This is a genomic window from Streptomyces sp. NPDC107454 (assembly GCF_055582885.1).
The window spans coordinates 30,398-53,755 of sequence record NZ_JBVJPA010000028.1; the positions used below are offsets into that span (position 1 = coordinate 30,398).

At 71.4% G+C, this 23,358-nt stretch carries 20 protein-coding genes; 9 read left to right on the plus strand and 11 right to left on the minus strand.

Annotation, left to right across the window (positions count from 1 at the left end; genetic code table 11):
- Nucleotides 1–2: 2 nt before the first annotated feature.
- The 4 genes from ACZ69M_RS46495 to rsmH all read right to left on the minus strand — a co-directional run bounded on the left by ACZ69M_RS46495 (nucleotide 3) and on the right by rsmH (nucleotide 5,257).
- Complete coding sequence (locus ACZ69M_RS46495; protein ID WP_470059824.1) at nucleotides 3–1,523, minus strand: UDP-N-acetylmuramoyl-L-alanyl-D-glutamate--2,6-diaminopimelate ligase; 1,521 nt, start codon at nucleotides 1,521–1,523, stop codon at nucleotides 3–5.
- 227 nt (nucleotides 1,524–1,750) lie between these two features.
- Nucleotides 1,751–3,703, minus strand: a complete 1,953-nt coding sequence (locus ACZ69M_RS46500; protein WP_470059774.1) for a peptidoglycan D,D-transpeptidase FtsI family protein — start codon at nucleotides 3,701–3,703, stop codon at nucleotides 1,751–1,753.
- A gap of 5 nt (nucleotides 3,704–3,708) precedes the next feature.
- Nucleotides 3,709–4,278 carry a cell division protein FtsL gene (gene ftsL / locus ACZ69M_RS46505; RefSeq protein ID WP_470059775.1) on the minus strand — a complete coding sequence of 190 codons (570 nt, stop codon included), beginning with the start codon at nucleotides 4,276–4,278 and terminating at the stop codon, nucleotides 3,709–3,711.
- Nucleotides 4,279–4,300: 22 nt separating this feature from the next.
- Nucleotides 4,301–5,257 (minus strand): 16S rRNA (cytosine(1402)-N(4))-methyltransferase RsmH, encoded by a 957-nt coding sequence (gene rsmH, locus ACZ69M_RS46510; RefSeq protein WP_470059776.1) that lies wholly within the window; start codon nucleotides 5,255–5,257, stop codon nucleotides 4,301–4,303.
- 437 nt (nucleotides 5,258–5,694) lie between these two features.
- Here rsmH and ACZ69M_RS46515 point away from each other — a divergent pair, with 437 nt between their 5' ends.
- From ACZ69M_RS46515 to ACZ69M_RS46530, 4 genes are all read left to right on the plus strand, one after another.
- Nucleotides 5,695–6,243, plus strand: coding sequence for a beta-class carbonic anhydrase (locus ACZ69M_RS46515; protein WP_470059777.1), 549 nt, complete (start codon nucleotides 5,695–5,697; stop codon nucleotides 6,241–6,243).
- A 265-nt stretch (nucleotides 6,244–6,508) separates the two neighbouring features.
- Entirely contained in the window at nucleotides 6,509–7,546 is a 1,038-nt protein-coding gene (locus ACZ69M_RS46520; protein WP_470059778.1) for an AAA family ATPase, read from the plus strand.
- The gene (locus ACZ69M_RS46525) at nucleotides 7,546–8,907 is read left to right on the plus strand and encodes a DUF58 domain-containing protein (RefSeq protein ID WP_470059779.1); all 1,362 of its coding nucleotides are present in this window, start codon (nucleotides 7,546–7,548) and stop codon (nucleotides 8,905–8,907) included. Before ACZ69M_RS46520 ends, ACZ69M_RS46525 begins: the two co-directional genes overlap by 1 nt.
- Nucleotides 8,904–11,291 carry a transglutaminase TgpA family protein gene (locus tag ACZ69M_RS46530; protein WP_470059780.1) on the plus strand — a complete coding sequence of 796 codons (2,388 nt, stop codon included), beginning with the start codon at nucleotides 8,904–8,906 and terminating at the stop codon, nucleotides 11,289–11,291. The genes ACZ69M_RS46525 and ACZ69M_RS46530 overlap by 4 nt, the downstream gene beginning before the upstream one ends.
- A gap of 298 nt (nucleotides 11,292–11,589) precedes the next feature.
- Here the strand turns inward: ACZ69M_RS46530 and ACZ69M_RS46535 are convergent, their stop codons facing one another.
- The 3 genes from ACZ69M_RS46535 to ACZ69M_RS46545 all read right to left on the minus strand — a co-directional run bounded on the left by ACZ69M_RS46535 (nucleotide 11,590) and on the right by ACZ69M_RS46545 (nucleotide 13,829).
- Nucleotides 11,590–11,985 (minus strand): DUF3040 domain-containing protein, encoded by a 396-nt coding sequence (locus ACZ69M_RS46535; protein WP_054231502.1) that lies wholly within the window; start codon nucleotides 11,983–11,985, stop codon nucleotides 11,590–11,592.
- Nucleotides 11,986–12,260: 275 nt separating this feature from the next.
- Complete coding sequence (locus tag ACZ69M_RS46540) at nucleotides 12,261–13,031, minus strand: methyltransferase (RefSeq protein WP_470059781.1); 771 nt, start codon at nucleotides 13,029–13,031, stop codon at nucleotides 12,261–12,263.
- Nucleotides 13,032–13,244: 213 nt separating this feature from the next.
- On the minus strand, nucleotides 13,245–13,829 hold the full coding sequence (locus tag ACZ69M_RS46545) for an SAV_6107 family HEPN domain-containing protein (RefSeq protein WP_470059782.1): 585 nt from the start codon (nucleotides 13,827–13,829) through the stop codon (nucleotides 13,245–13,247).
- Between the two features lie 165 nt (nucleotides 13,830–13,994).
- Here ACZ69M_RS46545 and ACZ69M_RS46550 point away from each other — a divergent pair, with 165 nt between their 5' ends.
- From ACZ69M_RS46550 to ACZ69M_RS46570, 5 genes are all read left to right on the plus strand, one after another.
- Nucleotides 13,995–14,768 carry an ATP-binding cassette domain-containing protein gene (locus ACZ69M_RS46550; protein ID WP_470059783.1) on the plus strand — a complete coding sequence of 258 codons (774 nt, stop codon included), beginning with the start codon at nucleotides 13,995–13,997 and terminating at the stop codon, nucleotides 14,766–14,768.
- Nucleotides 14,740–16,824, plus strand: a complete 2,085-nt coding sequence (locus ACZ69M_RS46555; RefSeq protein ID WP_470059784.1) for a YhgE/Pip family protein — start codon at nucleotides 14,740–14,742, stop codon at nucleotides 16,822–16,824. The genes ACZ69M_RS46550 and ACZ69M_RS46555 overlap by 29 nt, the downstream gene beginning before the upstream one ends.
- Before the next feature lie 11 nt (nucleotides 16,825–16,835).
- The gene (locus ACZ69M_RS46560) at nucleotides 16,836–17,462 is read left to right on the plus strand and encodes a TetR/AcrR family transcriptional regulator (protein ID WP_067363691.1); all 627 of its coding nucleotides are present in this window, start codon (nucleotides 16,836–16,838) and stop codon (nucleotides 17,460–17,462) included.
- A 383-nt stretch (nucleotides 17,463–17,845) separates the two neighbouring features.
- Nucleotides 17,846–18,460, plus strand: coding sequence for a DUF4126 domain-containing protein (locus ACZ69M_RS46565; RefSeq protein WP_060902066.1), 615 nt, complete (start codon nucleotides 17,846–17,848; stop codon nucleotides 18,458–18,460).
- A gap of 44 nt (nucleotides 18,461–18,504) precedes the next feature.
- Nucleotides 18,505–19,998: a phytoene desaturase family protein gene (locus tag ACZ69M_RS46570; RefSeq protein ID WP_470059785.1), complete on the plus strand. Its 1,494-nt coding sequence runs from the start codon at nucleotides 18,505–18,507 to the stop codon at nucleotides 19,996–19,998.
- A 40-nt stretch (nucleotides 19,999–20,038) separates the two neighbouring features.
- On the opposite strand, the gene ACZ69M_RS46575 is transcribed toward ACZ69M_RS46570, so the two are convergent.
- The 4 genes from ACZ69M_RS46575 to ACZ69M_RS46590 all read right to left on the minus strand — a co-directional run bounded on the left by ACZ69M_RS46575 (nucleotide 20,039) and on the right by ACZ69M_RS46590 (nucleotide 23,308).
- On the minus strand, nucleotides 20,039–21,052 hold the full coding sequence (locus tag ACZ69M_RS46575) for an SCO2102 family sporulation regulator (RefSeq protein ID WP_470059786.1): 1,014 nt from the start codon (nucleotides 21,050–21,052) through the stop codon (nucleotides 20,039–20,041).
- Between the two features lie 56 nt (nucleotides 21,053–21,108).
- Nucleotides 21,109–22,032 carry a methylenetetrahydrofolate reductase [NAD(P)H] gene (metF, locus tag ACZ69M_RS46580; protein ID WP_470059787.1) on the minus strand — a complete coding sequence of 308 codons (924 nt, stop codon included), beginning with the start codon at nucleotides 22,030–22,032 and terminating at the stop codon, nucleotides 21,109–21,111.
- 120 nt (nucleotides 22,033–22,152) lie between these two features.
- Nucleotides 22,153–22,803, minus strand: a complete 651-nt coding sequence (thiE, locus tag ACZ69M_RS46585) for a thiamine phosphate synthase (protein ID WP_470059788.1) — start codon at nucleotides 22,801–22,803, stop codon at nucleotides 22,153–22,155.
- Nucleotides 22,804–22,936: 133 nt separating this feature from the next.
- A complete protein-coding gene (locus ACZ69M_RS46590; RefSeq protein WP_054231512.1) occupies nucleotides 22,937–23,308 on the minus strand; it encodes an Rv2175c family DNA-binding protein in 372 nt (123 codons plus the stop codon).
- Between the last annotated feature and the right edge of the window lie 50 nt (nucleotides 23,309–23,358).

A 23,358-nucleotide genomic window follows, 5' to 3' on the forward strand; every position in this document is an offset into this window, starting at 1 on the left:
GTTCATCCCTGGGTCTTCTGGATAGCTTCGCGAAGCACCTGGCGGTCGTCGAAGGGACGCACCACCCCGGCGATGTCCTGGCCCTGCTCGTGGCCCTTGCCCGCGACCAGCACGGTGTCGCCGGGCCGCGCCAGGGCGACGACGGCGGCGATGGCGGCGGCCCGGTCCTCGAAGACCTGGACCTCGCCACGCTCGTGCGCCGGCACCTCGGCGGCGCCCGCGAGCATCGTCGCGAGGATCGCGAGGGGGTCCTCCGAGCGGGGGTTGTCCGATGTCAGTACGGCGGTGTCGGCGAGCCGCGCCGCGGCGGCGCCCATCGGCATCCGCTTGGTCTTGTCACGGTCGCCACCGCAGCCGAGCACGATGTGCAGCCTGCCCTCGGTGACCTTGCGCAGCGCGCGCAGGACCGATTCGACGGCGTCCGTCTTGTGGGCGTAGTCGACGACCGCGAGGTAGGGCTGGCCGGCGTCCACGCGCTCCAGGCGGCCCGGCACGCCCGGGACGGCGGCGATGCCGTCGGCGGCGGTCTGCGGGTCGATCCCGGCGACGGCGAGGGCGACGATCGCGGCGAGGGTGTTCGCCACGTTGAAGGGGCCCGCGAGCGGCGACTTGGCGGTGATCCGCTCGCCCTTGGGACCGACCGCGACGAACGCCGAGTCCATCGGGCCGACCTCGACCTCCTCGGCGCGCCAGTCGGCGTCCGGGTGTCCTTCGGCGGAGAAGGTGACGACGGGGACGGTGGCCTCCTCGGCCAGCCTGCGCCCGTACTCGTCGTCGAGGTTGACGACGCCGAGTTTGCTCCGTTGCGGTGTGAACAGCCGCGCCTTGGCCTGGAAGTAGTCCTCCATGTCGGAGTGGAACTCCATGTGTTCCGGGCTGAGGTTGTTGAAGACGGCGATGTCGAAGACACAGCCGTCGACCCGCCCGAGGACCAGCGCATGGCTGGAGACCTCCATCGCGACCGCGTCGACGCCGCGCTCGCGCATCACCGCGAACAGCGCCTGGAGGTCGGTTGCTTCGGGGGTGGTGCGCTCCGACTTGATGCGCTCCTCGCCGATGCGCATCTCCACGGTGCCGATCAGGCCGGTGGAGCGGAGCGTTTTCAGCCCGCCCTCGACGAGATAGGCCGTGGTGGTCTTGCCGGAGGTGCCGGTGATGCCGATCTGGAGCAGATCGCGTCCCGGGTGGCCGTAGATGGTGGCCGCGAGTTCTCCCATCAGGCCGCGCGGGTCGTCGACGACGAGGACCGGCAGCCCGGTGGCGGCGGCGCGCTCGGCGCCGGTCGGGTCGGTCAGCACGGCGACCGCGCCGAGACCGGCCGCCTGCGTCGCGAAGTCGGCGCCGTGCAGGCGGGCGCCCGGCAGCGCGGCGTAGAGGTCTCCGGGGCGCACCGCGCGGGAGTCATGGGTGATGCCCGTGACCTCCGCACTCGACGCCGGGGCGGTGACACCCAGCTGATCGGCGAGCTCCGCGAGGGGTGTGACGGAGTTCTGGACCGGTCGCGGCGGCCCCGGATATGTCACAGGAACGCCCTTCTGGGTGGTTTGGGACTGATCAGCGTGTGGCACGGCGGTGAGCGTACCGGGCGCACCCCCGCCGGAGCGAAGCGAGGGGCGTGGCGAGCCGTGGTTCCCGGAATCCGGGGTGATCGTTGTCACGAGCTGGTTCCTGGTCCGTTGTGCGTGCGGTCTTGTCCGGGTCCTGGCCGGACCCTGATCAAGTCCTGATCAGGGGATATGGCCGGAATCGATCACGGCGTGAAGGTCACGGGCAGATTGGCGGCCCCCGCTCCGGTGGGCGGGACCTGGAGGGTCTTGAGCGCGAACTCCATGACCTGCTTGTAGATGGGTCCGCAGATCTGGCCGCCGAAGTAGCTGCCCTTGGTGGCGTTCTGGATCGCGCAGTAGACGGTGATCCGGGGCTTGTCGGCGGGGGCGAATCCGGCGAACGACGAGGTGTAGCCGTGGTACTTGCCGGTGGCCGGATCCACGCGGTTGGCCGTACCCGTCTTGCCCGCGACCCGGTAGCCGGGGATACGCGCCTTGGCGCCGGTGCCCTGCTCGTCGTCCACGACGGACTCCAGCATCTGGGCGAGGGTCTTCGCCGTCTTCTCGCTCACGACCCTCGTCTTCTTCGGCTGGGCGGCCGGGGCGAACAGGCCGTCGGGCCCCTTCGTGCCGCGCACCAGCGTCGGCTCGACGCGTACACCGCCGTTGGCGATCGTCGAGTAGACGGAGGCCGCCTGCATCGCGTTGATCGACATGCCCTGGCCGAAAGGAATCGTGTACTGCTGGGAGGTCGACCACTTGTCGGCGGGCGCGAGGATGCCCTTCGTCTCGCCGGGGAAGCCGAGCCCGGTATAGCTGCCGATGCCGAACTTGCGCAGATACGAATAGAGGACCTGGTTCGCCTCCTTCTGCGTCTTGCCGAGCTGGCCGGTCGCCAGGATGGTGCCGATGTTGCTGGACTTGGCGAGCACGCCGTTGAGCGTCAGGTTCCAGGTCGCGTGGTCGACGTCGTCCTGGAAGAGGCGGTCGCCGCGGTGCAGCCGGTTGGGCACGACCACGTGCGTCTCGGGCGTTGCGGCGTTCTCCTCCAGTACGGCTGCCATCGACATGACCTTGGCGGTGGAGCCGGGTTCGTACGCGTCCTGGAGGGCCGCGTTGCCCAGGGCCGCCGCGTTGGCCTGGGTGAGGTCGTTGGGGTCGAAGCCGGGCGAGTTCGCCATGGCGAGGATCTCGCCGCTGCGGGCGTCCTGCACGATCACGTACCCGCGGTCCGCCTGGGACGCCTTCACCTGCTGGGTGATGGCGTTCTGCGCGGCCCACTGGATGTCGCGGTTGATGGTCAGCTCGACGTCGGAGCCCGCCACGGCGGGGGTCTCCGTCGACCCCGCGGTCGGCACCTGACGGCCGCCGGACTGGGCGTAGCGGATCTTGCCGTCCTTGCCGGCGAGTTCCTTGTTCAGCTTCTGCTCGACTCCGCCGCCGCCCTTGCCGTCGGCGTTGACCCAGCCCAGTATCCCGGCGGCGAGATCGCCGTTCGGATACACGCGCTTGCTGGCCGGGACCGCGACGACGCCCGCGAGGAAGTTGACGGTGCTCTTGTCGGTCTCCGCCTTGACCGCGAGCGTGTTCCTCAGGTCCTTGATCTGCTTCCAGACCTGGGGGGTCTGGCGGTGCGCGAGCAGGGTGTAGCGGGTGTTCTTCGTACGGAGCTTCTTGGCGACGGTGTCCACGTCCTGGCCGAGGATCGGCCCGAGCAGTGCCGCGGCCTGCTCGGGCGCGTCCGTCACCTTCGTCGTGTCCTGCGTGAACATCGTGGGGTCGGCCGTGATGTCGTACGCGTCCACGCTCGTCGCGAGCTCCACGCCGTTGCGGTCCGTGATCCCGCCACGGGTGGCGGCCAGGGTGCGGCCGACATACCGGTTCTGCTCGGCCTTCGCGGCATAGGCGTTGGCGTCCACGGCCTGCACCTGGAGCAGGCGTACGACGAAGGCGATCATCACCAGTGTCAGGGTGAGGCTGACCATGCGCAGCCGGGGACGGGGGCTGCCCAGCCGCAGGGCCTGTGGGCCGCCGGGCCGGGGCGCGCCCGGGCGGCGTGCGGGGCGGGCGCCGGGGCCCGGACGCCGCTGGCCGCCGGGGCGTACGGGCCTGGCGGGGCCGGGCACACGACGGCGCGGCGGTTCCCTGTCGGACACTTCCGTCACCTGCCGTGGGTCGAGGAGGGCTGCGCGGACGGGGTGGGGGCGGGGGTCTGCGGGGTCGGGATCCGCGGGGTGGGGGTCTGCGGTGTGGCGGTGCCTACGGAGCGGACGGCGGCCGCCGGGGCGCTGGTGGCCGGGGCCGGGGCCGGGGTGAGGGCGAGGACCTCGGGCGGGCGGACCACCGGGTTGCGTGCGGAGGACTGCTGGGCGGCCGTTCCGGGAACGCCCTTGACGCTGCCGTCCGGGTTGAGGAAGGCCGGGTCGCCGCCGGGCACCATGCCCAGCTCGCGGGCGCGGCGCTGGAGGGCGTCGGGCGCGGAGTAGGTGTCCACGTCCCGCTGCAGCGCCTGCTCCTCGTCGGTGAGGCTCTTGGTGTCCCTCTGCAGGTCGTCCAGGTGGAACGAGCCCTCGCTCAGGGCGGAGTTCAGCACGAGGAGGCCGATCAGGCCGCCGCCGAGAAGGAGCACGACGAGCAGGACGAAGGGGGTACGGGCGGCATGTCCCCCGCCGGCGGGGAGAAGCCGGGCGAGCCGGGCGGCCCGCCCTCTGAGTTCGGGTTTCCTACTCACTCGATCTCCCCCTCCTGGTGCCTCACTCGGCGTCCTCGCGGATGCGCTGAGCCCCGCGCAGTCGTGCGGGAGCCGCTCGCCGGTTCTCGGCGACCTCTTCCTCGGTGGGAAGTTCGGCACCGCGGGTGAGCAGCTTGAGCCGGGGCTGGTAGCGCTCGGGCACGACCGGCAGACCGGGCGGCGCGGTGGTGGCGGCCCCGGCCGCGAACACCTGCTTGACCAGCCGGTCCTCCAGCGAGTGGTACGACAGAACGGCGATCCGGCCGCCGACGGCGAGCGCCTTCACGGCCGCGGGAATCGCCCGCTCCAGGACGCTGAGCTCCCCGTTGACCTCGATGCGCAGCGCCTGGAAGGTGCGCTTGGCGGGGTTGCCGCCGGTGCGCTTGGCAGCCTGCGGCAGGGAGTCGCGGATCAGCTCGACGAGCCGCGCGCTGTTGCTGAAGGGTTCCTTCTCGCGTTCGCGCACGACGGCGGAGACGATCCGCTTGGCCTGCTTCTCCTCGCCGTACGCGCGCAGGATCCGCACCAGTTCGCCCGGCGGGTAGGTGTTGAGCACCTCGGCCGCGCTGATGCCGGTCGTCTGGTCCATCCGCATGTCGAGCGGGGCGTCCTGGGCGTAGGCGAAGCCGCGGTCCGCCTCGTCGAGTTGCATGGAGGAGACGCCCAGGTCGAACAGGACGCCCTGGACACGGGAGATGCCGAGGCGGTCGAGCACCTCGGGCAGTTCGTCGTAGACCGCGTGCACGAGGGTGGCACGGTCACCGAAGGGGGCGAGCCGCTCTCCGGAGAGGCGCAGTGCCTCCTTGTCGCGGTCGAGGGCGACGAGACGGGCCTCGGGGAACCGGGTCAGCAGCGCCTCGCTGTGGCCGCCGAGGCCCAGGGTGCAGTCGACGACCACGGCGCCCGGCTCGGTGAGGGCCGGGGCCAGCATGTCCAGGCACCGCTGGAGCATCACCGGGACGTGTCGACTCTGGCTCAAGGGGCCCTCTCAGGTCCGGCGCGGCCGTACGCACCGCCGGGTCCCCACCCGCTCGAGAAGGGGAGGCCTGCTGGCGCCGGGTGAGTGGCGTCAGCCGACCGGGAGCGGGAGGAGGCCGAGCCGTACGTACGCGCCGCGCACGCGGGGGGAGACGCCGGAAAATCGCCGGGTCTCCAGGGGAAAGCAGTCCAGCAGGGAGAGCCTCGCCTCCCGCTTCGCGTCACTTTAGTCCACGGTGTCTCGCGGTCAATCAACCGGCATGCGCGTCGCGGACCGCTCCTCCACGAACCCCCGATCGAAGCGGTGAATCAGCAAAAATCACCTATCCAGGCGATCTCTAAACCCCTATGTGGGTTACCTCACAACAAGACACGATGACGTTCTTTGTCCCTTCTCACAGCAGGACTACTTCGTACCTGACCAGTAACGTCATAGCTATGACGACTTCTGCATCCGTACCCACAGAGCCCGAAGACGCCATAACCGCGGGCGGCGGTGTGACCGACCGTCTCGTCGAGGCGAACCAGCAGTACGCCGGCGCGTTCACCGATCCCGGGATGGACGCACGCCCCGTGCTGCACGTCGCGGTGGTCGCGTGCATGGACGCCCGGCTCGACCTGCACGCCGCGCTCGGCCTTGAGCTGGGTGACTGTCACACCATCCGCAACGCGGGCGGCGTCGTCACCGACGACGTGATCCGCTCCCTCACCATCAGCCAGCGGGCGCTCGGCACCCGCAGCGTCGTTCTCATCCACCACACCGGCTGCGGCCTGGAGTCCCTCACCGAGGACTTCCGGCACGACCTGGAGATGGAGGTCGGCCAGCGCCCCGCCTGGGCGGTCGAAGCCTTCCGGGACGTCGAACAGGACGTACGGCAGTCGATGCAGCGCGTGCGCACCTCACCGTTCCTCCTGCACACGAACGACGTGCGCGGCTTCGTCTTCGACGTGACGACGGGCCTGCTGCGCGAGATCGACCCCGCCTGAACGCTCCCACCGGGCCCCTCGTAAAACTTCCTGGGGCCCTCGTGGGACCCTCACTTCACGAAAAAGCCCCGACCCACCGGCGCCCAAAGGGTCGCAAGACCTGACATATCGCAGCCAGTTATCCACAGGCGAGTGACACGAACCGGTAACGGCAACAAGAATGCGGTTGTGGCGTCACGCGGAACTTCTCGCGCGTGGTGTCCGTGATTCGGGGTGGGCCGGTCCGCACAGGGCGTCGGCCCGAGAACGGGCCGAGGAGGGCCGGGTGACGACCTATGACGATCGAGCGAGCCTTACAGATCTGACCGCCACTGTGGAGCGTGTCCGCAGTTCGGTGGAAGGAGTGATCGAAGGCAAGCCTGAGGTCGTACGGCTTTCGCTGACCGTGCTGCTCGCCGAGGGACATCTTCTGATCGAGGACGTCCCCGGCGTCGGCAAGACCATGCTGGCCAAGGCATTGGCGCGGTCCATCGACTGCTCGGTGCGGCGTATCCAGTTCACGCCCGACCTGCTGCCCTCGGACATCACGGGTGTGTCCATCTGGGACCAGCAGCGCCGGGACTTCGAGTTCAAACCGGGGGCGATCTTCGCGCAGATCGTGATCGGCGACGAGATCAACCGCGCCTCCCCCAAGACGCAGTCCGCGCTCCTGGAGTCGATGGAGGAGCGCCAGGTCACCATCGACGGGCAGACCTACGAACTGCCCAGCCCCTTCATGGTGGTGGCCACGCAGAACCCGGTCGAGATGGAGGGCACCTACCCGCTGCCGGAGGCCCAGCGCGACCGCTTCATGGCCCGCGTATCCATCGGCTACCCCAGTGCGGAGGCCGAGCTCCAGATGCTGGACGTCCACGGCGGGATCTCCCCGCTGGACGACCTCCAGCCGGTGGCGCACGCGCACGAGATCGTGAAGCTGATCGACGCGGTCCGCACGGTCCACGTCGCGGAGACGGTCCGGCGGTACGCGGTGGATCTGGTCGCCGCCACGCGTACCCACCCCGACCTCAGACTCGGCGCCTCGCCGCGTGCCACGCTGCATCTGCTGCGCGCGGCGAAGGCCTCCGCGGCGCTCAGCGGCCGGGAGTACGCGCTGCCGGACGACATCCAGGCACTCGCCGTGGCGGTCCTGGCCCACCGTCTGCTCCCCACGGCCCAGGCGCAGTTGAACCGTCGTACGGCCGAGCAGGTCGTCCAGGAGATCCTTCAGCAGACCGCCCTTCCCGCGGCACCCCAGCAGCAGCCGGGCTTCACGATGGGCCGCGGCGCGCCCGCGTACGGCCAGCAGCCGCCCCGGAGGCTGTGATGACGCCCGGGGGGACGGGCGACGCCGAGGAGGACAAGGGCGGGCTGCGCACCGCGCTCACCGGTCTCACCACCCGCGGGCGCTCCTTCCTGGCCGCCGGCATCGCGGCCGCGATCTGCGCGTACGTCCTGGGGCAGAGCGATCTGCTCCGGGTCGGCCTGCTCCTCGCGGTCCTGCCGCTGGTCTGCGCGACGGTGCTGTACCGCACGCGCTACCGGGTCGCGGGCAGCCGCAGGCTCTCCCCCGGGCGGGTGCCTGCCGGTTCCGAGGCCCGCGTCCATCTGCGGATGGACAACGTCTCGCGGCTGCCCACCGGCCTGCTGATGCTCCAGGACCGGGTGCCGTACGTGCTCGGCCCGCGGCCCCGGTTCGTTCTGGACCGGGTGGAGGCGGGCGGGCGGCGCGAGGTGTCCTACCGGGTCCGCTCCGACCTGCGCGGCCGCTATCCGCTGGGTCCGCTGCAACTGCGTCTGACGGACCCGTTCGGGATGTGCGAACTGACCCGCTCCTTCTCGACGTACGACACCCTGACGGTCATCCCGCGCGTGGAACCGCTGCCGCCGGTGCGGCTGAGCGGTGAGGCGAAGGGGTACGGCGACGGGCGGCAGCGCTCGCTGGCGCTGGCCGGCGAGGACGACATCATCCCGCGCGGCTACCGCTACGGCGACGACCTGCGCCGGGTGCACTGGCGCCTGACCGCGCGCTACGGCGAACTGATGGTCCGTCGCGAGGAACAGCCGCAGCGCTCCCGCTGCACGGTGCTGCTCGACACCCGGGGCATCGCCTACGAAGGCGCCGGCCCGGACTCCGCCTTCGAGTGGGCGGTGTCCGGCACGGCGTCGACGCTGGTGCACATGCTCGAGCGGGGCTTCTCGGTGCGGCTGCTGACGGACGACGGCAACTCGGTGCCCGGCGAGGGCGCCGACGGCTTCGCGGGCGCGAGCCAGGAGTCGGCGGACGCGGCCGGACTGATGATGGACACGCTCGCGGTCATCGACCACTCGGACGGCGCCGGGCTCTCCCGGGCCTACGACGTCCTGCGTGGGGGCAACGAAGGGCTGCTGATCGCCTTTCTCGGCGACCTCGACGAGGAGCAGGCGACGGTGCTCGCCAAGATGCGCCAGCGCAGCGGCGGGGCCGTCGCCTTCCTGCTGGACAGCGAGACCTGGGTGCGGGAACCGACCGACGTCCCCGGCCCGTTGGGCAGGAGCGAGGACCGACTGCGCATGCTGCGCGAGGCGGGCTGGACCGCCGTGACGGTGCCACGGGGGGCGGAACTCGCCGACCTGTGGCGACAGGCGGACCAGCAGCGCGCGGGTGCCGCCTCGACGGGGAGTACGGCAGGGGGTGGGCGATCATGAGCGGGCGGGCTCGGCTGACGCTGTATTCGGCGACGGCCACATTGATGGCGGCGTGCGCGCTGCTGCCGCTGGTCAAGCCGGCGACGTGGTTCCTCCAGGCGGTGTTCCTGCTGGCCCTGCAGTCCGGTGTGGGCGCGCTGACCCGGCGGGTTCCGCTGGCCCGGCCGCTGACGGTGGCGGCGCAGGCGCTGGTGACGCTGATGCTGCTGACGCTGGTCTTCGCCCAGCAGCAGGCGCTCCTCGGCTTCGTCCCGGGCCCCGAGGCGTTCCGGCATCTCGGCGATCTGCTCCAGGCGGGCACGGACGACGTCGGGCGGTACGCGATTCCGGCGCCGCTGTCCGACGGCATCCGCCTGATGCTGATCGGCGGTGTCCTGGTGATCGGGCTCGCGGTGGACACGCTCGCGGTGACGTTCCGCAGCGCGGCCCCCGCCGGGCTCCCCCTGCTCGCGCTGTACTCGGTCGCCGCGGGACTGTCGGGCGGCGGCTGGGCCTGGCTGTGGTTCCTGCTCGCGGCCACGGGCTATCTGATGCTGCTCCTGGCGGAGGGCCGCGACCGGCTCTCCCAGTGGGGCCGGGTCTTCGGCGGCGCGCCCCGCTCACAGGGGCTGGACGCCTCCTCGGGCACGGTCGCACCGGTCCGCACGGGGCGGCGCATCGGCGTGGTCGCGCTGGGCGTCGCCCTGGCCGTGCCGCTCGCCCTGCCCGCCCTCGGCGGCGGTCTGCTGGGCGGCGCGGGGGCGGGCGTCGGCTCGGGTTCCGGAGGCGGCACGATCTCCGCCGTGAACCCGCTGGTCTCGCTCCGCGACAGCCTGAACGTGGACGAGGACCGCCAGGTCATGTCCTACCGCACCAACACCGAAGACACCCAGGACATGTATCTGCGGATCGTGTCCCTGGACGACTTCGACGGCACGGCGTGGAAGCCGGCCCAGCGACACATCCAGGACGTGCCGGACACGTTCCCGACGCCGATCGGCCTCGGGGCCGACGTCCAGCGCAGCGAGATCCAGACCCGCATCTCGGCGGCCGACTGGTACGCGCAGGACTGGCTGCCCATGCCGTACCCGGTCAGCAAGGTGAACATCAGCGGCAGTTGGCGCTACGAGCCGGTCGGGCGCACGCTCGTCGGTGACCACGGTCAGAACACGCGCGGCGTGCAGTACGAGGTGACGAGCCTGATCGTGCAGCCGACCGCGGAGCAGCTGGCGAACGCGCCGGAGCCGTCGAAGGCCCTGAAGCGCGAGTTCACCAAGGTGCCGTCGTCGCTGCCCGCGGTGGTGGCCGACACCGCGCGCAAGGTCACCGCGGGCTCGACGAACCACTACGAGCAGGCGGTCAAACTCCAGGACTACTTCGCGGTGAACGGCGGGTTCACCTACAACACCCAGGTGCAGGTGGGCAGCGGCTCGGCCGCGATCGCGCGCTTCCTGAAGGACAAGCAGGGCTTCTGCGTCCACTTCTCCTTCGCGATGGCCTCGATGGCCCGCACGCTGGGGATTCCGGCCCGGGTCGCGGTGGGATTCACGCCCGGCTCCCCGCAGTCCGACGGTTCGATGTCGGTGGGTCTGCGGGACGCGCACGCCTGGCCCGAGCTGTACTTCGAAGGGGTGGGCTGGACCCGCTTCGAGCCGACCCCGAACCGGGGCTCGGTGCCGGAGTACACCCAGACGGACACGCCCGGGTCGAACTCGCCGACGGTGCCGAAGCCGTCCACGTCGACGTCCGCGGCGCCGTCCACCGCTCCCTCGGCCAGCGGCAACTGCCTGGCCGAGCAGAAGAAGCTGGAGGCGTGCCCGAGCCAGTCCGCGCTGGCCCCTGTGGGCTCGAAGGACGACGGCACTCCGTGGTTGCAGATCCTGGGGTACACGTTGGCCGGACTCCTGCTGCTGGTCGTACCGCTGCTGCCGATGCTGTGGCGGATGCGGCTGCGGTCCGTGCGGCTGGGTGCGCACGGCCGCAGCGAGGCGGACGCGCCCGCGTACACGCTGGCGACGTGGCTGGAGGTGACCGATACGGCGTGGGACTACGGAATCGTGCCGGACGAGTCCCAGACACCGCGCAAGGCCGCGGCGCGGATCGTGCGGCTCGGGCTCCTCGAAGCCGAGGCGTCTGAGGCGGTGCACCGGCTGGCCGCGGCGGTCGAGCAGGTGCTGTACGCCCCGCACCCCCGGCTGACGGCAGGGCTCGCGGAGGACGCCCGTCGTGTCACGGACGCCCTCGGCGCCCGGGCGAGCCGCACGGCCCGCCTGCGCGCCCTGCTCGCGCCCCGCTCAGCCGTCCGGGTGGCCTGGGCGGCGTCGGCCTACTGGGCGGCGGTGTCGGCCCGGCTGGCGGCGCGCAGAGAGTCCCTGCTGCGACGTCCTTCGGGGCAGAACAGCTGACGTCGCGTCGAACCATGTGGCCCGTGTCCCCGGCCGGGGGCACGGGCCACATCTGGTTGGTGGGCGACCAGGACGGAGGCCGCCGGTGGCGGCCGGCGTGCCCCGGGCGAAGGTTCGGTTCTCGTCGGCGCCACGCAGGCGCTGCACATCGGCGTGTCACGTCAGCGCTTCACATCGGGGCGGGCAGGGCGCCCTGTCGGGGTACGACTGAGGGGGTGTCCCACCCGGGCCGGGTGGGACACCCCCTCACGCGTTGTCTTCGACTGCGAGCGACCGCAGGGCTACTGACCCCGCGGGGCTACTGCCCCTGCTCGTCTCGGCGTCGCTGCCAGCGTTGTTCGATGCGGTCCATCATGGAGCGGCGCTGTCGGCCCTGGTGACGCGCGGCGGGTGCGCCGGGCGCGGCCGGCTGCTCACCCGGCTTGGGAGCCTTGCGCCAACCGGTGACGGCGAGCACCGCGCAGCCCAGCATGACGAGAAAACCCACCACGCTGACCCAGATCTGCTTCGAGACCATTCCGGCCATGAGGAGCGCGATACCCACCAGAAAGCCCGCGACCGCCTGGTAGACCCGTCGCCGGGTGTACGTACGCAGCCCGCTTCCCTCAAGCGCTGTCGCGAACTTGGGATCTTCGGCGTACAGCGCTCGCTCCATCTGCTCGAGCATTCGCTGCTCGTGCTCCGAGAGCGGCACGGCGTCCTCCTCATCGTGCAGTCGCCGGGGCGACCGGGGGTCCCCTTCAGGATAGGCAGGGAATCGCCCCCGTGAAACCCGCCCCTCTGCGCCAATTCGCCAACCGGAACCCGCCATGGCACCCCGATTCACTGAGGCGTGCATTCCCCAGCAACCGGCCCGTCATGCCGGACGGTCTCCCTCGATCATACGGCGCCGAGCGCCCGATCGGGTGGCCTGTGGCGTACTCCATCTGCCGCCCCGCCCCTGATCAGGGGCGCAACATGAGAGGCGACTCAACCCTCGTCGGCCCCCTGCGCCTCACCGAGCACATGAAGCTGCGTGGCCACGGAGTGGAACGCGGGGAGTTCGGCGGCCGCCGCCTCGAGCTTCAGAAGGGCTTCCACGGCACCCGGCTCGGTGTCCACGAGGACACCGGGGACCAGGTCCGCGAAGACCCGTACGCCGTGCACGGCGCCGACGCGCAGGCCCGCGCCCTCGACGAGCGCGGTGAGCTGGTCGGCGGTGAAACGGTGGGGTACGGGATCGCCCGCGCCCCAGCGGCCGTCCGGGTCGTCGAGCGCCTGCCTGGCCTCCTTGAAGTGGCCGGCGAGGGCACGGGCGAGCACGGCGCCGCCCAGGCCCGCCGCGAGGAGGCTGAGAACGCCCTCCGGGCGCAGCGCGTCCACCACGTTGCGCACGCCGTCGGCGGGGTCGTCCACGTACTCCAGGACGCCGTGGCACAGCACGACGTCGTAGCCACCGCGCTCGACGACGTCGAAGAGACCGTGGGCGTCGCCCTGGACACCCTTGACACGGTCGGCGACCCCGGCCTCGGCGGCCCGGCGCTCCAACGCGAACAGCGCGTTCGGGCTGGGGTCGACGACGGTGACACGGTGGCCGAGGCGCGCCACGGGCACCGCGAAGTTGCCGCTGCCGCCTCCGGTGTCGAGGACGTCCAGGGACTCCCGCCCGGTGGCCTTGACCCGGCGGTCGAGAGCGTCCTTGAGGACCTCCCAGACCACGGCGGTACGGAGAGAAGCGCGAGGGCGCGTCGGGTCCGGCACGGCAGTTGACTCCTCGGAGCGGCACCGCCTCTTGCGCGGCGGAGCGATCGGGGGGCCTCCCGGCAGGAGGCTTCAGGCGCCTCCACCCTATTGCCTCCGCCGTCGTACCCGACCCTCCGTCTCACCCGGCGGATCACGCGTCGGATCAGGCATTGGATCACGCGTCGGATGAGGCATTGGATCAGGCATCGGATCACGCTGCGGATCGCGGGGTCAGCTCGCGTCCGGGACCTCGCTGTCCTCCCCGTACTTCCTGACCTCCCCGTCTCCGTCCCCCTCCCCCTCCCCGTCGCGACGGGGAGGGGGCAGTACGGGTTGCAGCACCAGCATCCGCTCGACGAGGCGCAGGAACATCGCCACGTCGCGTATCAGGTCGTCGGCGTCGCGGGTGCCGGCCGCGCCCCGGATACCTGCCTCGGCGCGGGCGCGCCGGTCGGCTCCGGAGGCGAACAGGGCGCTCCACTCGGTGAGTTCGGGTGCGATCTCGGGGAGCACTTCCCAAGCGCTGCGGATGCGGGCGCGGCGTCGGGGTGTGGGCTCCGGGCGGCCCCGTGCGGCGAGGACGGCGGCGGCGGTGCGCAGGGCCGCCAAGTGCGCCGTCGCGTAGCGCTCGTTGGGTGTTTCCAGGGCGGTCGCCTCGTCGAGGCCGGCGCGGGCCTGGGCGAGCAGGTCGAGGGCGGCGGGCGGGGCCGTGGCCCGGCGGAGCACGGGGTGTACGTCGCTCGCCGGGCCGGTCAGTGAGGGGGCAGGGCCGGTGGCGCGGCGCCGGTGGGCGGCTGCTGCGGAAGAGGTGGCCATGACGAACCTCCTGTCGTCTGTGTGACGGCACTGTGGCCGTATGTGCCCATCGTGAGGTATGCCACTGACAATCCGTTCTGACCTGGGCCTTTGCTTCGATCGAAGGTTCGGGTTAGTTTTTGCACTGACCAGTCAGTTCAAAAATGTTCAGGGGATGGGGACGCTGTGGACGGTCCGCGCGGACTCGGTGTCACGGCCAGGGACTTCGGACTCGAGGGCCCTCGCGGCTGGGTGTTCCGCGGGGTCGGCGTCGATGCGGGGCCCGGCTCGCTGATCGCGGTCGCGGGGCCGTCCGGCTCGGGCCGTACGTGCCTGCTGCTCGCGCTCACGGGCCGGATGCGGTCCACCGAGGGGACGGCCACCGTGGGCGGGGCCACGCTGCCGCGGCAGATGGCCGCGGTGCGTCGCGCGAGCGCGCTGGCCCACGTCCCGGGTGTCACCGACCTGGACCCCGCCCTGACCGTCGGGGAGCACCTGCTCGAACGGGCGCTGCTGCAGCGGCGGTTCGGGGCGTCCCTGAAGGACTCCCTGCACGGACCGCTGCGTCCGCGAACGGAGCGGGCGGCCGAGGGGAAGCTGCGGATCGACTCCGCGCTGGCCGCCGCCGGGCTGGACCGGGAGGCCCTGCCCAAGGGCTCCCGGACCGCCGTACGCGACCTGGAGCGGCTCGAAGCCCTGCGGCTGTCCGTCGCGTTGGCCCTCGTCGGCCGCCCGGGGCTGCTCGGCGTCGACGACACCGACCTCAAGTTGTCGGATGCCGAACGGGCCGAGGTCTGGGCCCTGTTGAAGTCGATCGCCCAGTCGGGCACCACGGTCGTGGCGGTGTGCGGCGAGGCTCCCGACGGAGCCGTCCGCGTGTCCACCCGCCCGGCCGACCACACCAGCGAGACCGACGACAAGGAGACGGCAGATGCGCTCGCCGAGACTGGCCGTTCTTGAGCTCAGGCGCTTCGGCCGGGGCAAACTCCCGCGCGCCGCGCTGGCCGCGCTCCTGTTGCTGCCACTGCTGTACGGCGCCCTCTACCTGTGGTCGTTCTGGGACCCGTACGGCCGGCTGGACCGCATTCCCGTGGCGCTCGTGAACGACGACAAGGGGGCGAGCGTCGCGGGCAGGAAGCTCTCGGCGGGCGCGGACATCACCAAGGGGCTGCGCGACAGCGACACCTTCGAGTGGCACGAGGTGAGCGCGGCCGAGGCCCGCCGGGGGGTCGAGGACGGCACGTACTACCTGTCGCTGACCATGCCGTCCGACTTCAGCCGGAGGATCGCCTCCAGCTCCGGACAGGATCCGGAGACGGGCGCCCTCCAGGTACGTACGAACGACGCGAACAACTACATCGTCGGGCAGATCTCACGGACGGTGTTCGGCGAGGTGCGCACGGCGGCGTCCACGAAGGCCTCCCGGTCGTTCCTGGACAAGATCTTCATCTCGTTCTCGGACATCCACGGGGCGACCGAGAAGGCCGCCAGGGGGGCCGACAAACTCAGCGGTGGCATCGGCAGGGCCCGGAAGGGCTCCGAGGACCTCGCCGACGGCCTGAAGGACGCCAAGGAGGGCAGTGGCAAGCTCTCCGGGGGTCTGCGGAAGCTCAACAAGGGCGCCGGCGACCTGGCGGACGGCTCGCGGCAGGTCGCCGACGGCACGGGGGCGCTGGCCGACAAGGTCAACGGGGTCTCGGACAAGGTGGGCCCCTTCCTGAAGGACAACGAGAAGTCGATCGGCGACACCGCCCGGCTCGTCGCCGACTCCGCCGCGGGGATCCGCCACAACCTCGACACGCTGGTGAAGACGGCACCGGCCGCCGCCAAGGGCGCCCATACGGCGTCCGACGCGCTGAGCGCCGTCTACAAGGCACGCTGCGAGACCCTGCCGTTGCCCGACGCCGCGTGCCCCGACCTGAAGAAGGCCCGGCAGGCGGCCGCGGACGTGGCCGAGGTCGCCGACGACGTGAACACGCTCATCGGCGACCAGAACGGCGATCTCGACCGGCTCGACAGGAACCTGGGCACCCTGCAGAAGCAGGCCCAGGCCCTGGCCGACCGCTCGCCGCACCTCTCCGAAGACCTCACCGACGCCGTCTCCAAGGTCAACAAGCTGAACGAGGGCGCCGAGAAGGTCGCCGCGGGGGCCAAGAAGCTGCGCACGGGGCTCGGCACCGCCAAGACCGGCGCGGCGGACCTCGACACGGGGGTCGGCGAGCTGAAGACGGGCGCGAGCACCCTCGACGAGGGCATGTACAAGCTCGTCGGCGGCTCGGGGCAGCTCGCCGGCGGGCTGCACGACGGCGCCGGGCAGATCCCCGACTACGACCGGCAGGACCGCGACCTGCGCACCCAGGTCATGGCCGACCCGGTGAAGCTCGCCTCCAAGAACCTGCACAAGGCGCCCAACTACGGCACCGGCTTCGCCCCGTACTTCATCCCGCTGTCCCTGTGGGTGGGCGCGATGGTGGCGTACATGCTGATCCAGCCGCTGAACCGGCGCGCGCTCGCGGTGGGTGCCTCGGCCTGGCGCATCGCGCTGGCGGGCTGGCTGCCGGTGGCCGCCCTGGGCGTGCTCCAGACGGTGGCCCTGATGTCCGTACTGCACTGGGCGATCGGCCTGGAGATGGTGCGGGCGGCCGGGACGGTCGGCTTCCTGTGCCTGGTGACGGCGTGCTTCGCGGCGCTCGTGCAGTGGCTGAACGCACGCTTCGGAGCGGCGGGCCGGATTCTCGTCCTCGCCCTCCTGATGCTCCAGCTGACCTCGGCGGGCGGCACGTACCCCGTCCAGACCAGTCCGGGTTTCTTCAACGCGATCCACCCCTTCTTGCCGATGAGTTACGTCGTCGAGGCCCTCCGCAGGCTCATCACGGGCGGCGGTCTCGGACCGGTCTGGCAGGCGTGCGCCGTCCTCACGGCGTTCACCGCGGGCGCGCTCGCGCTCACCGCCCTGTCGGCACACCGCAAGCAGGTGTGGACCGTCGACCGTCTGCACCCCGAGCTGAGCCTGTGACAATCAGGGCCATGGAAAGCAGCAGCACCACGGCAGGTGGCGGCCGACGCGAGGCGACCCGGCAGAAGCTCTACGAGGCGGCGGTCACCCTCATCGCGGAACAGGGGTTCTCCGCCACCACCGTGGACGAGATCGCCGAGCGGGCCGGGGTCGCGAAAGGCACGGTCTACTACAACTTCGCGAGCAAGTCCGTCCTCTTCGAGGAGTTGCTGCGGCACGGCGTGGGACTCCTCACCGCCTCCCTGCGGGAGGCCGCGGAGCGCACCGAGCGGGACGGCGGCACCAAGGTCGACGCACTGGACGCGATGATCAGGGCCGGGCTCGCCTTCATCAACCGCTACCCGGCCTTCACCCAGCTCTATGTGGCCGAGCTGTGGCGCACCAACCGGGCCTGGCAGTCCACGCTCATGGTGGTCCGGCAGGAGGCGGTCGCGGTCGTCGAGGGCGTGCTGCGCGAAGGGGTGGCGAACGGCGAGCTCAGCGACGAGATCGACGTTCCGCTGACGGCCGCCGCGCTGGTCGGGATGGTCCTGGTGGCCGCCCTGGACTGGCAGGCCTTCCAGCCGGAGCGTTCCCTGGACGACGTGCACGCGGCGCTGTCGCGGCTGCTCCAGGGCCGCGTGAGCGGCAATCGGTGAGCTGACAGGGCTCGGTACGGATACGGGACACGGCGAAGCGCCGGTCCGAGGTGGCCGCGTCCCCCGCGGGCCACCTCGAACCGGCGCTTCGCCGTACTCCCCCGTACTCCCCGTCGGGCCCCCGTTCGGTCGTCCCCCGGGTTCCCCCGTGCCTCGCTCCCGCCGACGGAGTCGGCGGAAGGAGCGGCCAAGGGCGCGAGGACCGTTCCGCCGCCCCGTGTCGGCGGTACCGGAGCCGCGCCCCTTTCCGTGTCTCCACTCTCCCTTTCGCGCAGGTCGGGCCCCATCCGCGCGCGTACTCATCTCACTCACTGAGTACGGATACTCAGCCGTACGCACTCATGCCCAGGACGCACCGTCGTCAACTGGTTACGATCGCGTCCGTGTCCGTACTCCCCCTGGTCTTCACCAGCGGCTGGGCCAGTGGCATCAACGCGTACGCGGTGGTGCTGCTCCTCGGCATCTTCGGAGCGACCGGTCTGAGCGACGACGTCCCGGAGTCCCTTCAGCGCCCTGAGATCCTGATCACAGCGGGCGTTCTCTTCCTGTGCGAGGCGGTCGCCGACAAGATCCCGTACGTGGACTCGGTGTGGGACTCGGTGCACACCGTGATCCGCCCGGCGGCGGGGGCGTGGGTCGGGGCCCTGCTCGCCGGGCAGAGCGGTTCGCTCTCCGATCTCGCGGCGGGCGCGATCGGCGGGTCGACGGCGTTGGCGAGCCACACGGTCAAGGCCGGGACACGGATGGCGATCAACACCTCGCCGGAGCCGTTCAGCAACTTGGTCATGAGCACCGCCGAGGATCTCGGGGTCGCCGGGATCCTGACCTTCGCGATGTTCCACCCCGAGGCCGCGGCGATCATCGCGGGCGTGCTGCTGCTCGCGGGGCTGCTGGCGCTCTTCTTCCTGATCTCACGGATCCGCCGGTTCCTGCGCCGCAGGGCCCAGCGCCGGGAGGAGAGACGCCTGGCCGAGCGGGTGGGACAGCCACCCGACTGAGACCGCGGGCCGGGTTGTCAGTGGCGGCCGATAAAGTCGCTGGCATGGGACGGATTGCGGTGATCGGCGCTGGGATGGGCGCGATGGCGGCCGCCGCCCGGCTGGCCGTCGCGGGCCACCGGGTGGTGGTTTACGAGCGCGGGGCGACGTACGGCGGGGCGGTGCGCCGCTTCGAGCGCGACGGCTTCGTGTTCGACACGGGCCCGGGACTGCTCCCACTGCCCGCGGTCTACCGCGATCTGTTCGTCAAGACGGGCAAGGAGCCTCTGGAGACGTGCGTCGGGCTGGTCCAGGTGGACCCGTCCTCGCGCCATGTCTTCGCCGGGGGCACGCAGGTCGGTCTGCCCAACGCCTCGCGCGCGGGCGTCGTCACCGCCCTCGACGAGGCCCTCGGGGCGGGCGCGGGCGCACGGTGGGGCGACTTCCTGGTGCGCGCACGCGAGGCCTGGGACCGCACCCGCAGGCCGCTCCTGGAGGAGCCGCTGTGGCCGAACTGGTCGGTGCTCGCCGAGCGCGAGCCCTACCCCTCGGTGCCGCACAAGAAGCTGCTGCGCACCCGCCGCGCCACGACCCTCGCCGAGGTCGCCGCCTGGGAGTTGCGCGACCCGCGCCTCACGGCCCTGCTGGAGAGCCACGCCCTCGCCCACGGGCTCGATCCGCGCGTCACCCCGGCGAGCGCGGCCGTACTGCCGTACATGGAGCACGCCTTCGGCACCTGGTATGTGCGCGGCGGCATACGGGAGTTGGCGCGCGCGGTGTACGAGCGGTGCGTGGCCCGCAGAGTGGAGTTCCGCTTCGAGGCCCCGGTCGCGCGGATCGTCGAGAAGGACGGCCGGGCGACGGGTGTGGAGCTGGCCGACGGCGAGGTCGCGGACGCCGACTTCGTGGTCGCCGGTGTCGCGCCCGGAGCGCTCGACGCCCTGGTCCCCGGGTCGGCGCTACGGGGCGCTGGCGAGATCGCGCCGCAGCGCGGGGCGCCGAGCAGACTGACCGTGCTGCTGGCGCTGCGCGGAGGGCGTCCCGAGGGGGTGGCACACCGCACGGTGGTGCACGCGGCGGACCGGGCGGAGGAGTTGGACCGGCTCTTCGGTGAGCGTCCGGGGTTGCCTTCCTCGCCCACCGTGACGGTGTCGCGCCCCGACGACCCCGCCCTCGCACCGGACGCGGAGCACGAGGCGGTCACGCTGAGCGTCACGGTCCCGTCGGGCCTGTCGGTGTCCGAGGCGGACGTGGAGGGGGTGCTCGGTGTCGCCGAGCGCGCGATACCGGGTCTGCGCGACCGTCTGCTGTGGCACGAGGTCCGCACTCCTGCCGACTTCGCGGAGGAGACCGGCACTGACGGCGGCGCCGTCCCCGCACCGGCGCTCGCCGCGGCGGACGGACGGCTGCTGCACGCGTCGAACACCACCCGTATGCCGGGGCTGTTCGTGGTCGGCGGCTGGGCCCACCCGGGCGGCGGCCTCCCGCACGCGGGGATGTCGGGCGCCCTGGTGTCCGGACTGATCGTGGAGGGACCGCAGTTCCGGGGCTCTCAGTGAGCGCACCGGCGCGCCGAAGGCCACCCGAGGAGGGCGGCCTTCAGTACCGGTACTGCTCGTCGTACCCGGCGCCGTTGCCGTTGCCGTTGCCCTGGTACGGGTAGGGCTGCTCCGGCGGGAGTTCGCCACCGTAGGGGTCGTCGGTGTTGCGCTGCTGCGGGACCCAGACGCCGCCGGCCGGGGTCTCGCCGGCGTAGCCGCCGGTGGCGTACTGCTGCTGGCCGTTGTCGTAGCCCTGCTGCTGCGTGTGCTGCTGCGTGTACTGCTGGTCGCCGCCGCCGTAGGTCGTGTCGTACGAGGCGCCGCTGTAGGTCTGCGTGCCGATGTACGGGTCGGAGTAGGCCGCGTACTGCTGCTGGCTGTTGTCGTAGCCGTACTGCTGCTGGTCGTACCCGGTCGAGTAGCCGTCGTACGCGTAGGCCTGCTGGTCCTGGGACTGGGCCGCGGCGGCGTAGGACTGGTCGTTGGCGGCCGCGTAGGCGGTGGCGCCGTAGACGCCGTAGGAGCCGGTGTCGTCGGGCAGGGGCTGGGGCTCGTACACGGCGGTGGCCTCGGCGGCCGTCAGGTCGCCGGAGCCGGGCGGCATGAACCGGTCGGAGTGCGCGGGCGTGAACACGTCGTCCTCGCGGGTGAAGTCGTCGCCCTGGGGATACGCCGCGCCTCGGGCCGGTCCTTCGGCCCCGGCCTCGGCTCCCTCGGCCGATTCGAGGTCGGAGACCTCCAGCGCCGGGTCCTGGTGGTCCTCGCCGCGGCGTCGCTTGCTCTTGCCGAAGCCCTTGCCGGCGCCGCTGTCGGCCTGCCGGTTGCCCACGGCCCAGCCTTCCGCGAAACCGCGGCGGAACGACAGGGTGACGTATGTCTGGCCGACCGCGAAGGCCGCCGCGCCGAGCCCGATGACGATCACGGAGGGGATCAGTACGCCGAAGACGACACCGAGGAAGCCCACGAACGCGAGCAGGCGCCAGCGCAACCGCGCCTTGTACTGCAGCAGGACCTCGCCGAGCAGCCACAGCGCGACGATGCCGAAAGCGATATAGAGGACCGTCCAGCCCATGTACGCCCCTCTCCCAGTGGCCGCTACGCAGTGTGTCGTACGTGGGTGCGACCGGTCTAGGCCTGCTGCGGGTGGTGCAGGCCCAGATTCTCGTAGATTTCCAGCGTCGCCGTGGAGTTGTTGAGCGTGATGAAGTGAAGTCCGGGGACTCCCTCGTCCAGCAGCCTCGCGCAGAACTCCGTCGCGAACTCGATCCCAATGGAGCGTACAGCCGCCGGATCGTCTTTGGCTGTGAGGATCCGCTCTTTCAGGACGTCCGGGAACGAAGCGTTACTGAGCTTCGGAAGTCGTTCCAGCATCTTCACACTCGTGACCGGCATGACCTCCGGGATGACCGGTGTTGTACAGCCGGCCGCCACCACCCGGTCACGCAGGCGAAGATACGACTCGGGCTGGAAGAACATCTGGGTGATCGCGTAGTCCGCGCCGGCCCGGCACTTGTCGACGAAGTGCGAGACGTCCATGTCCCAGTCCGCGGAGCGGGGGTGCATCTCGGGGAAGGCGGCGACGCCGACACAGAAGTCGCCGGACTCCTTGATGAGACGGACGAGTTCGGCGGCGTAGGTCAGGCCCCGGGGGTGCGCGACCCACTCGCCCATCGGGTCGCCGGGCGGGTCGCCGCGCACCGCGAGCATGTTCCGGATGCCGGCGTCTGCGTACTGGCCGATGATGTTGCGCAGTTCGGCGATGGAGTGGTTGACCGCGGTGAGGTGGGCGACCGGGGTGAGCGTCGTGTCGGCGACGATCTGCTCGGTCTCCTTGACCGTGCCCGCGCGGGTGGAGCCGCCGGCACCGTAGGTGACGGAGACGAAGTCGGGGGCGACGGCCTCGACGCGGCGCAGCGCGTTCCACAGGTTCCGCTCGCCCTTGGGGGTTTTCGGCGCGGAGAACTCGAACGAGTACGTCGCCTTGCCGGTGGCGAGCATGTCGCGCACGGTGCGTGCGCGATCAGTCCTGGTGGAAGCAGATCCGAGGGCCATACCCGCAGGTTAGTCAGGGGGCGGCGGTCTCCCAACCGAACCGACGCCAATTGTCCGATTTGTCGACTTCTTGTCCACCCCTCGGACACCTGCCCGGCCCGTGCCTGACGCGGCCGCCACCTACGCCTGACGCAGCCGCTTCGCGAATTCTCCCGCCGCCGCGCCGGGATCCGTCGCCTCGGTGATCGCCCGTACGACGACGACGCGGCGGGCGCCCGCCTCCAGGACCTCGTCGAGGTTGCCGAGGTCGATGCCGCCGATGGCGAACCAGGGGCGGTCGGTGACGAGCGAGGCCGTGTAACGGACGAGGCCGAGGCCCGGGGCGTGGCGGCCGGGCTTGGTGGGGGTGGGCCAGCAGGGGCCGGTGCAGAAGTAGTCCACGCCGTCCTGGACGGCCGCCGCCGCGGCCTCGGACTCGGCGTGCGTGGAGCGGCCGATCAGGACCTCGTCGCCGAGGATTGCGCGGGCGGCGGGGACCGGGAGGTCGCCCTGACCCAGGTGGAGTACGTCGGCGCCGATGGCGTGGGCGACGTCCGCCCGGTCGTTGACCGCGAGGTGCTTGCCGTGGCGGGCGCAGGCGTCCGCGAAGACCTGGAGGTGCTCCAGTTCCTCGGCGGCCTCCATGCCCTTGTCGCGCAGCTGCACGATGTCGACGCCGCCGGTCAGGACCGCGTCCAGGAAGTCGGCGAGGTCCCCCTGACGCTTGCGGGCGTCCGTGCAGAGGTAGACGCGGGCGTCGGCGAGGCGGGTGCGGGCGGCGTTCTCGGGCATGCGGATATCCCCCGTGATGCGGGTGCGTACGGATGTCGTACGCACCCTACGGACGTGGTGCGGTGCGTACGGACCGCGGCGGCCGGGGTGGTCCGGGGCCGGCCGTGGTCCGTACGCCGGAGGGTCGGTCGAATCAGACGGCGAGCGCCTGGGCGCGGCGCTTCACCTCCGTGCCGCGATTCTCGCTCAGAGCCTGCGCGGGGGTGCCGGGCAGGCTCGGGTCGGGGGTGAAGAGCCACTCGAGCATCTCTTCGTCGGAGAAGCCGTCGTCCCGCAGGAGCGTCAAGGTGCCGGTGAGGCCCTTGACGACCTTCTGCTCGTTCCCGTCGATGAAGGCGGCGGGGACGTGCAGCGCGCGGTTCTCACCACGGCGTACGGCGATCAGCTGGCCCTCCTTGACCAGCTGCCGGACGCGGGTCACCTCGACGCCGAGCTGTTCGGCGATGTCGGGGAGGGTGAGCCAGGCGGGGACGAGAGCATCGATCTTTGCGTCAATCTCGGTCACGGGACAAGCCTGCCATCCCGGACTGACACTCGGTACCCGAGCGCCCCCCG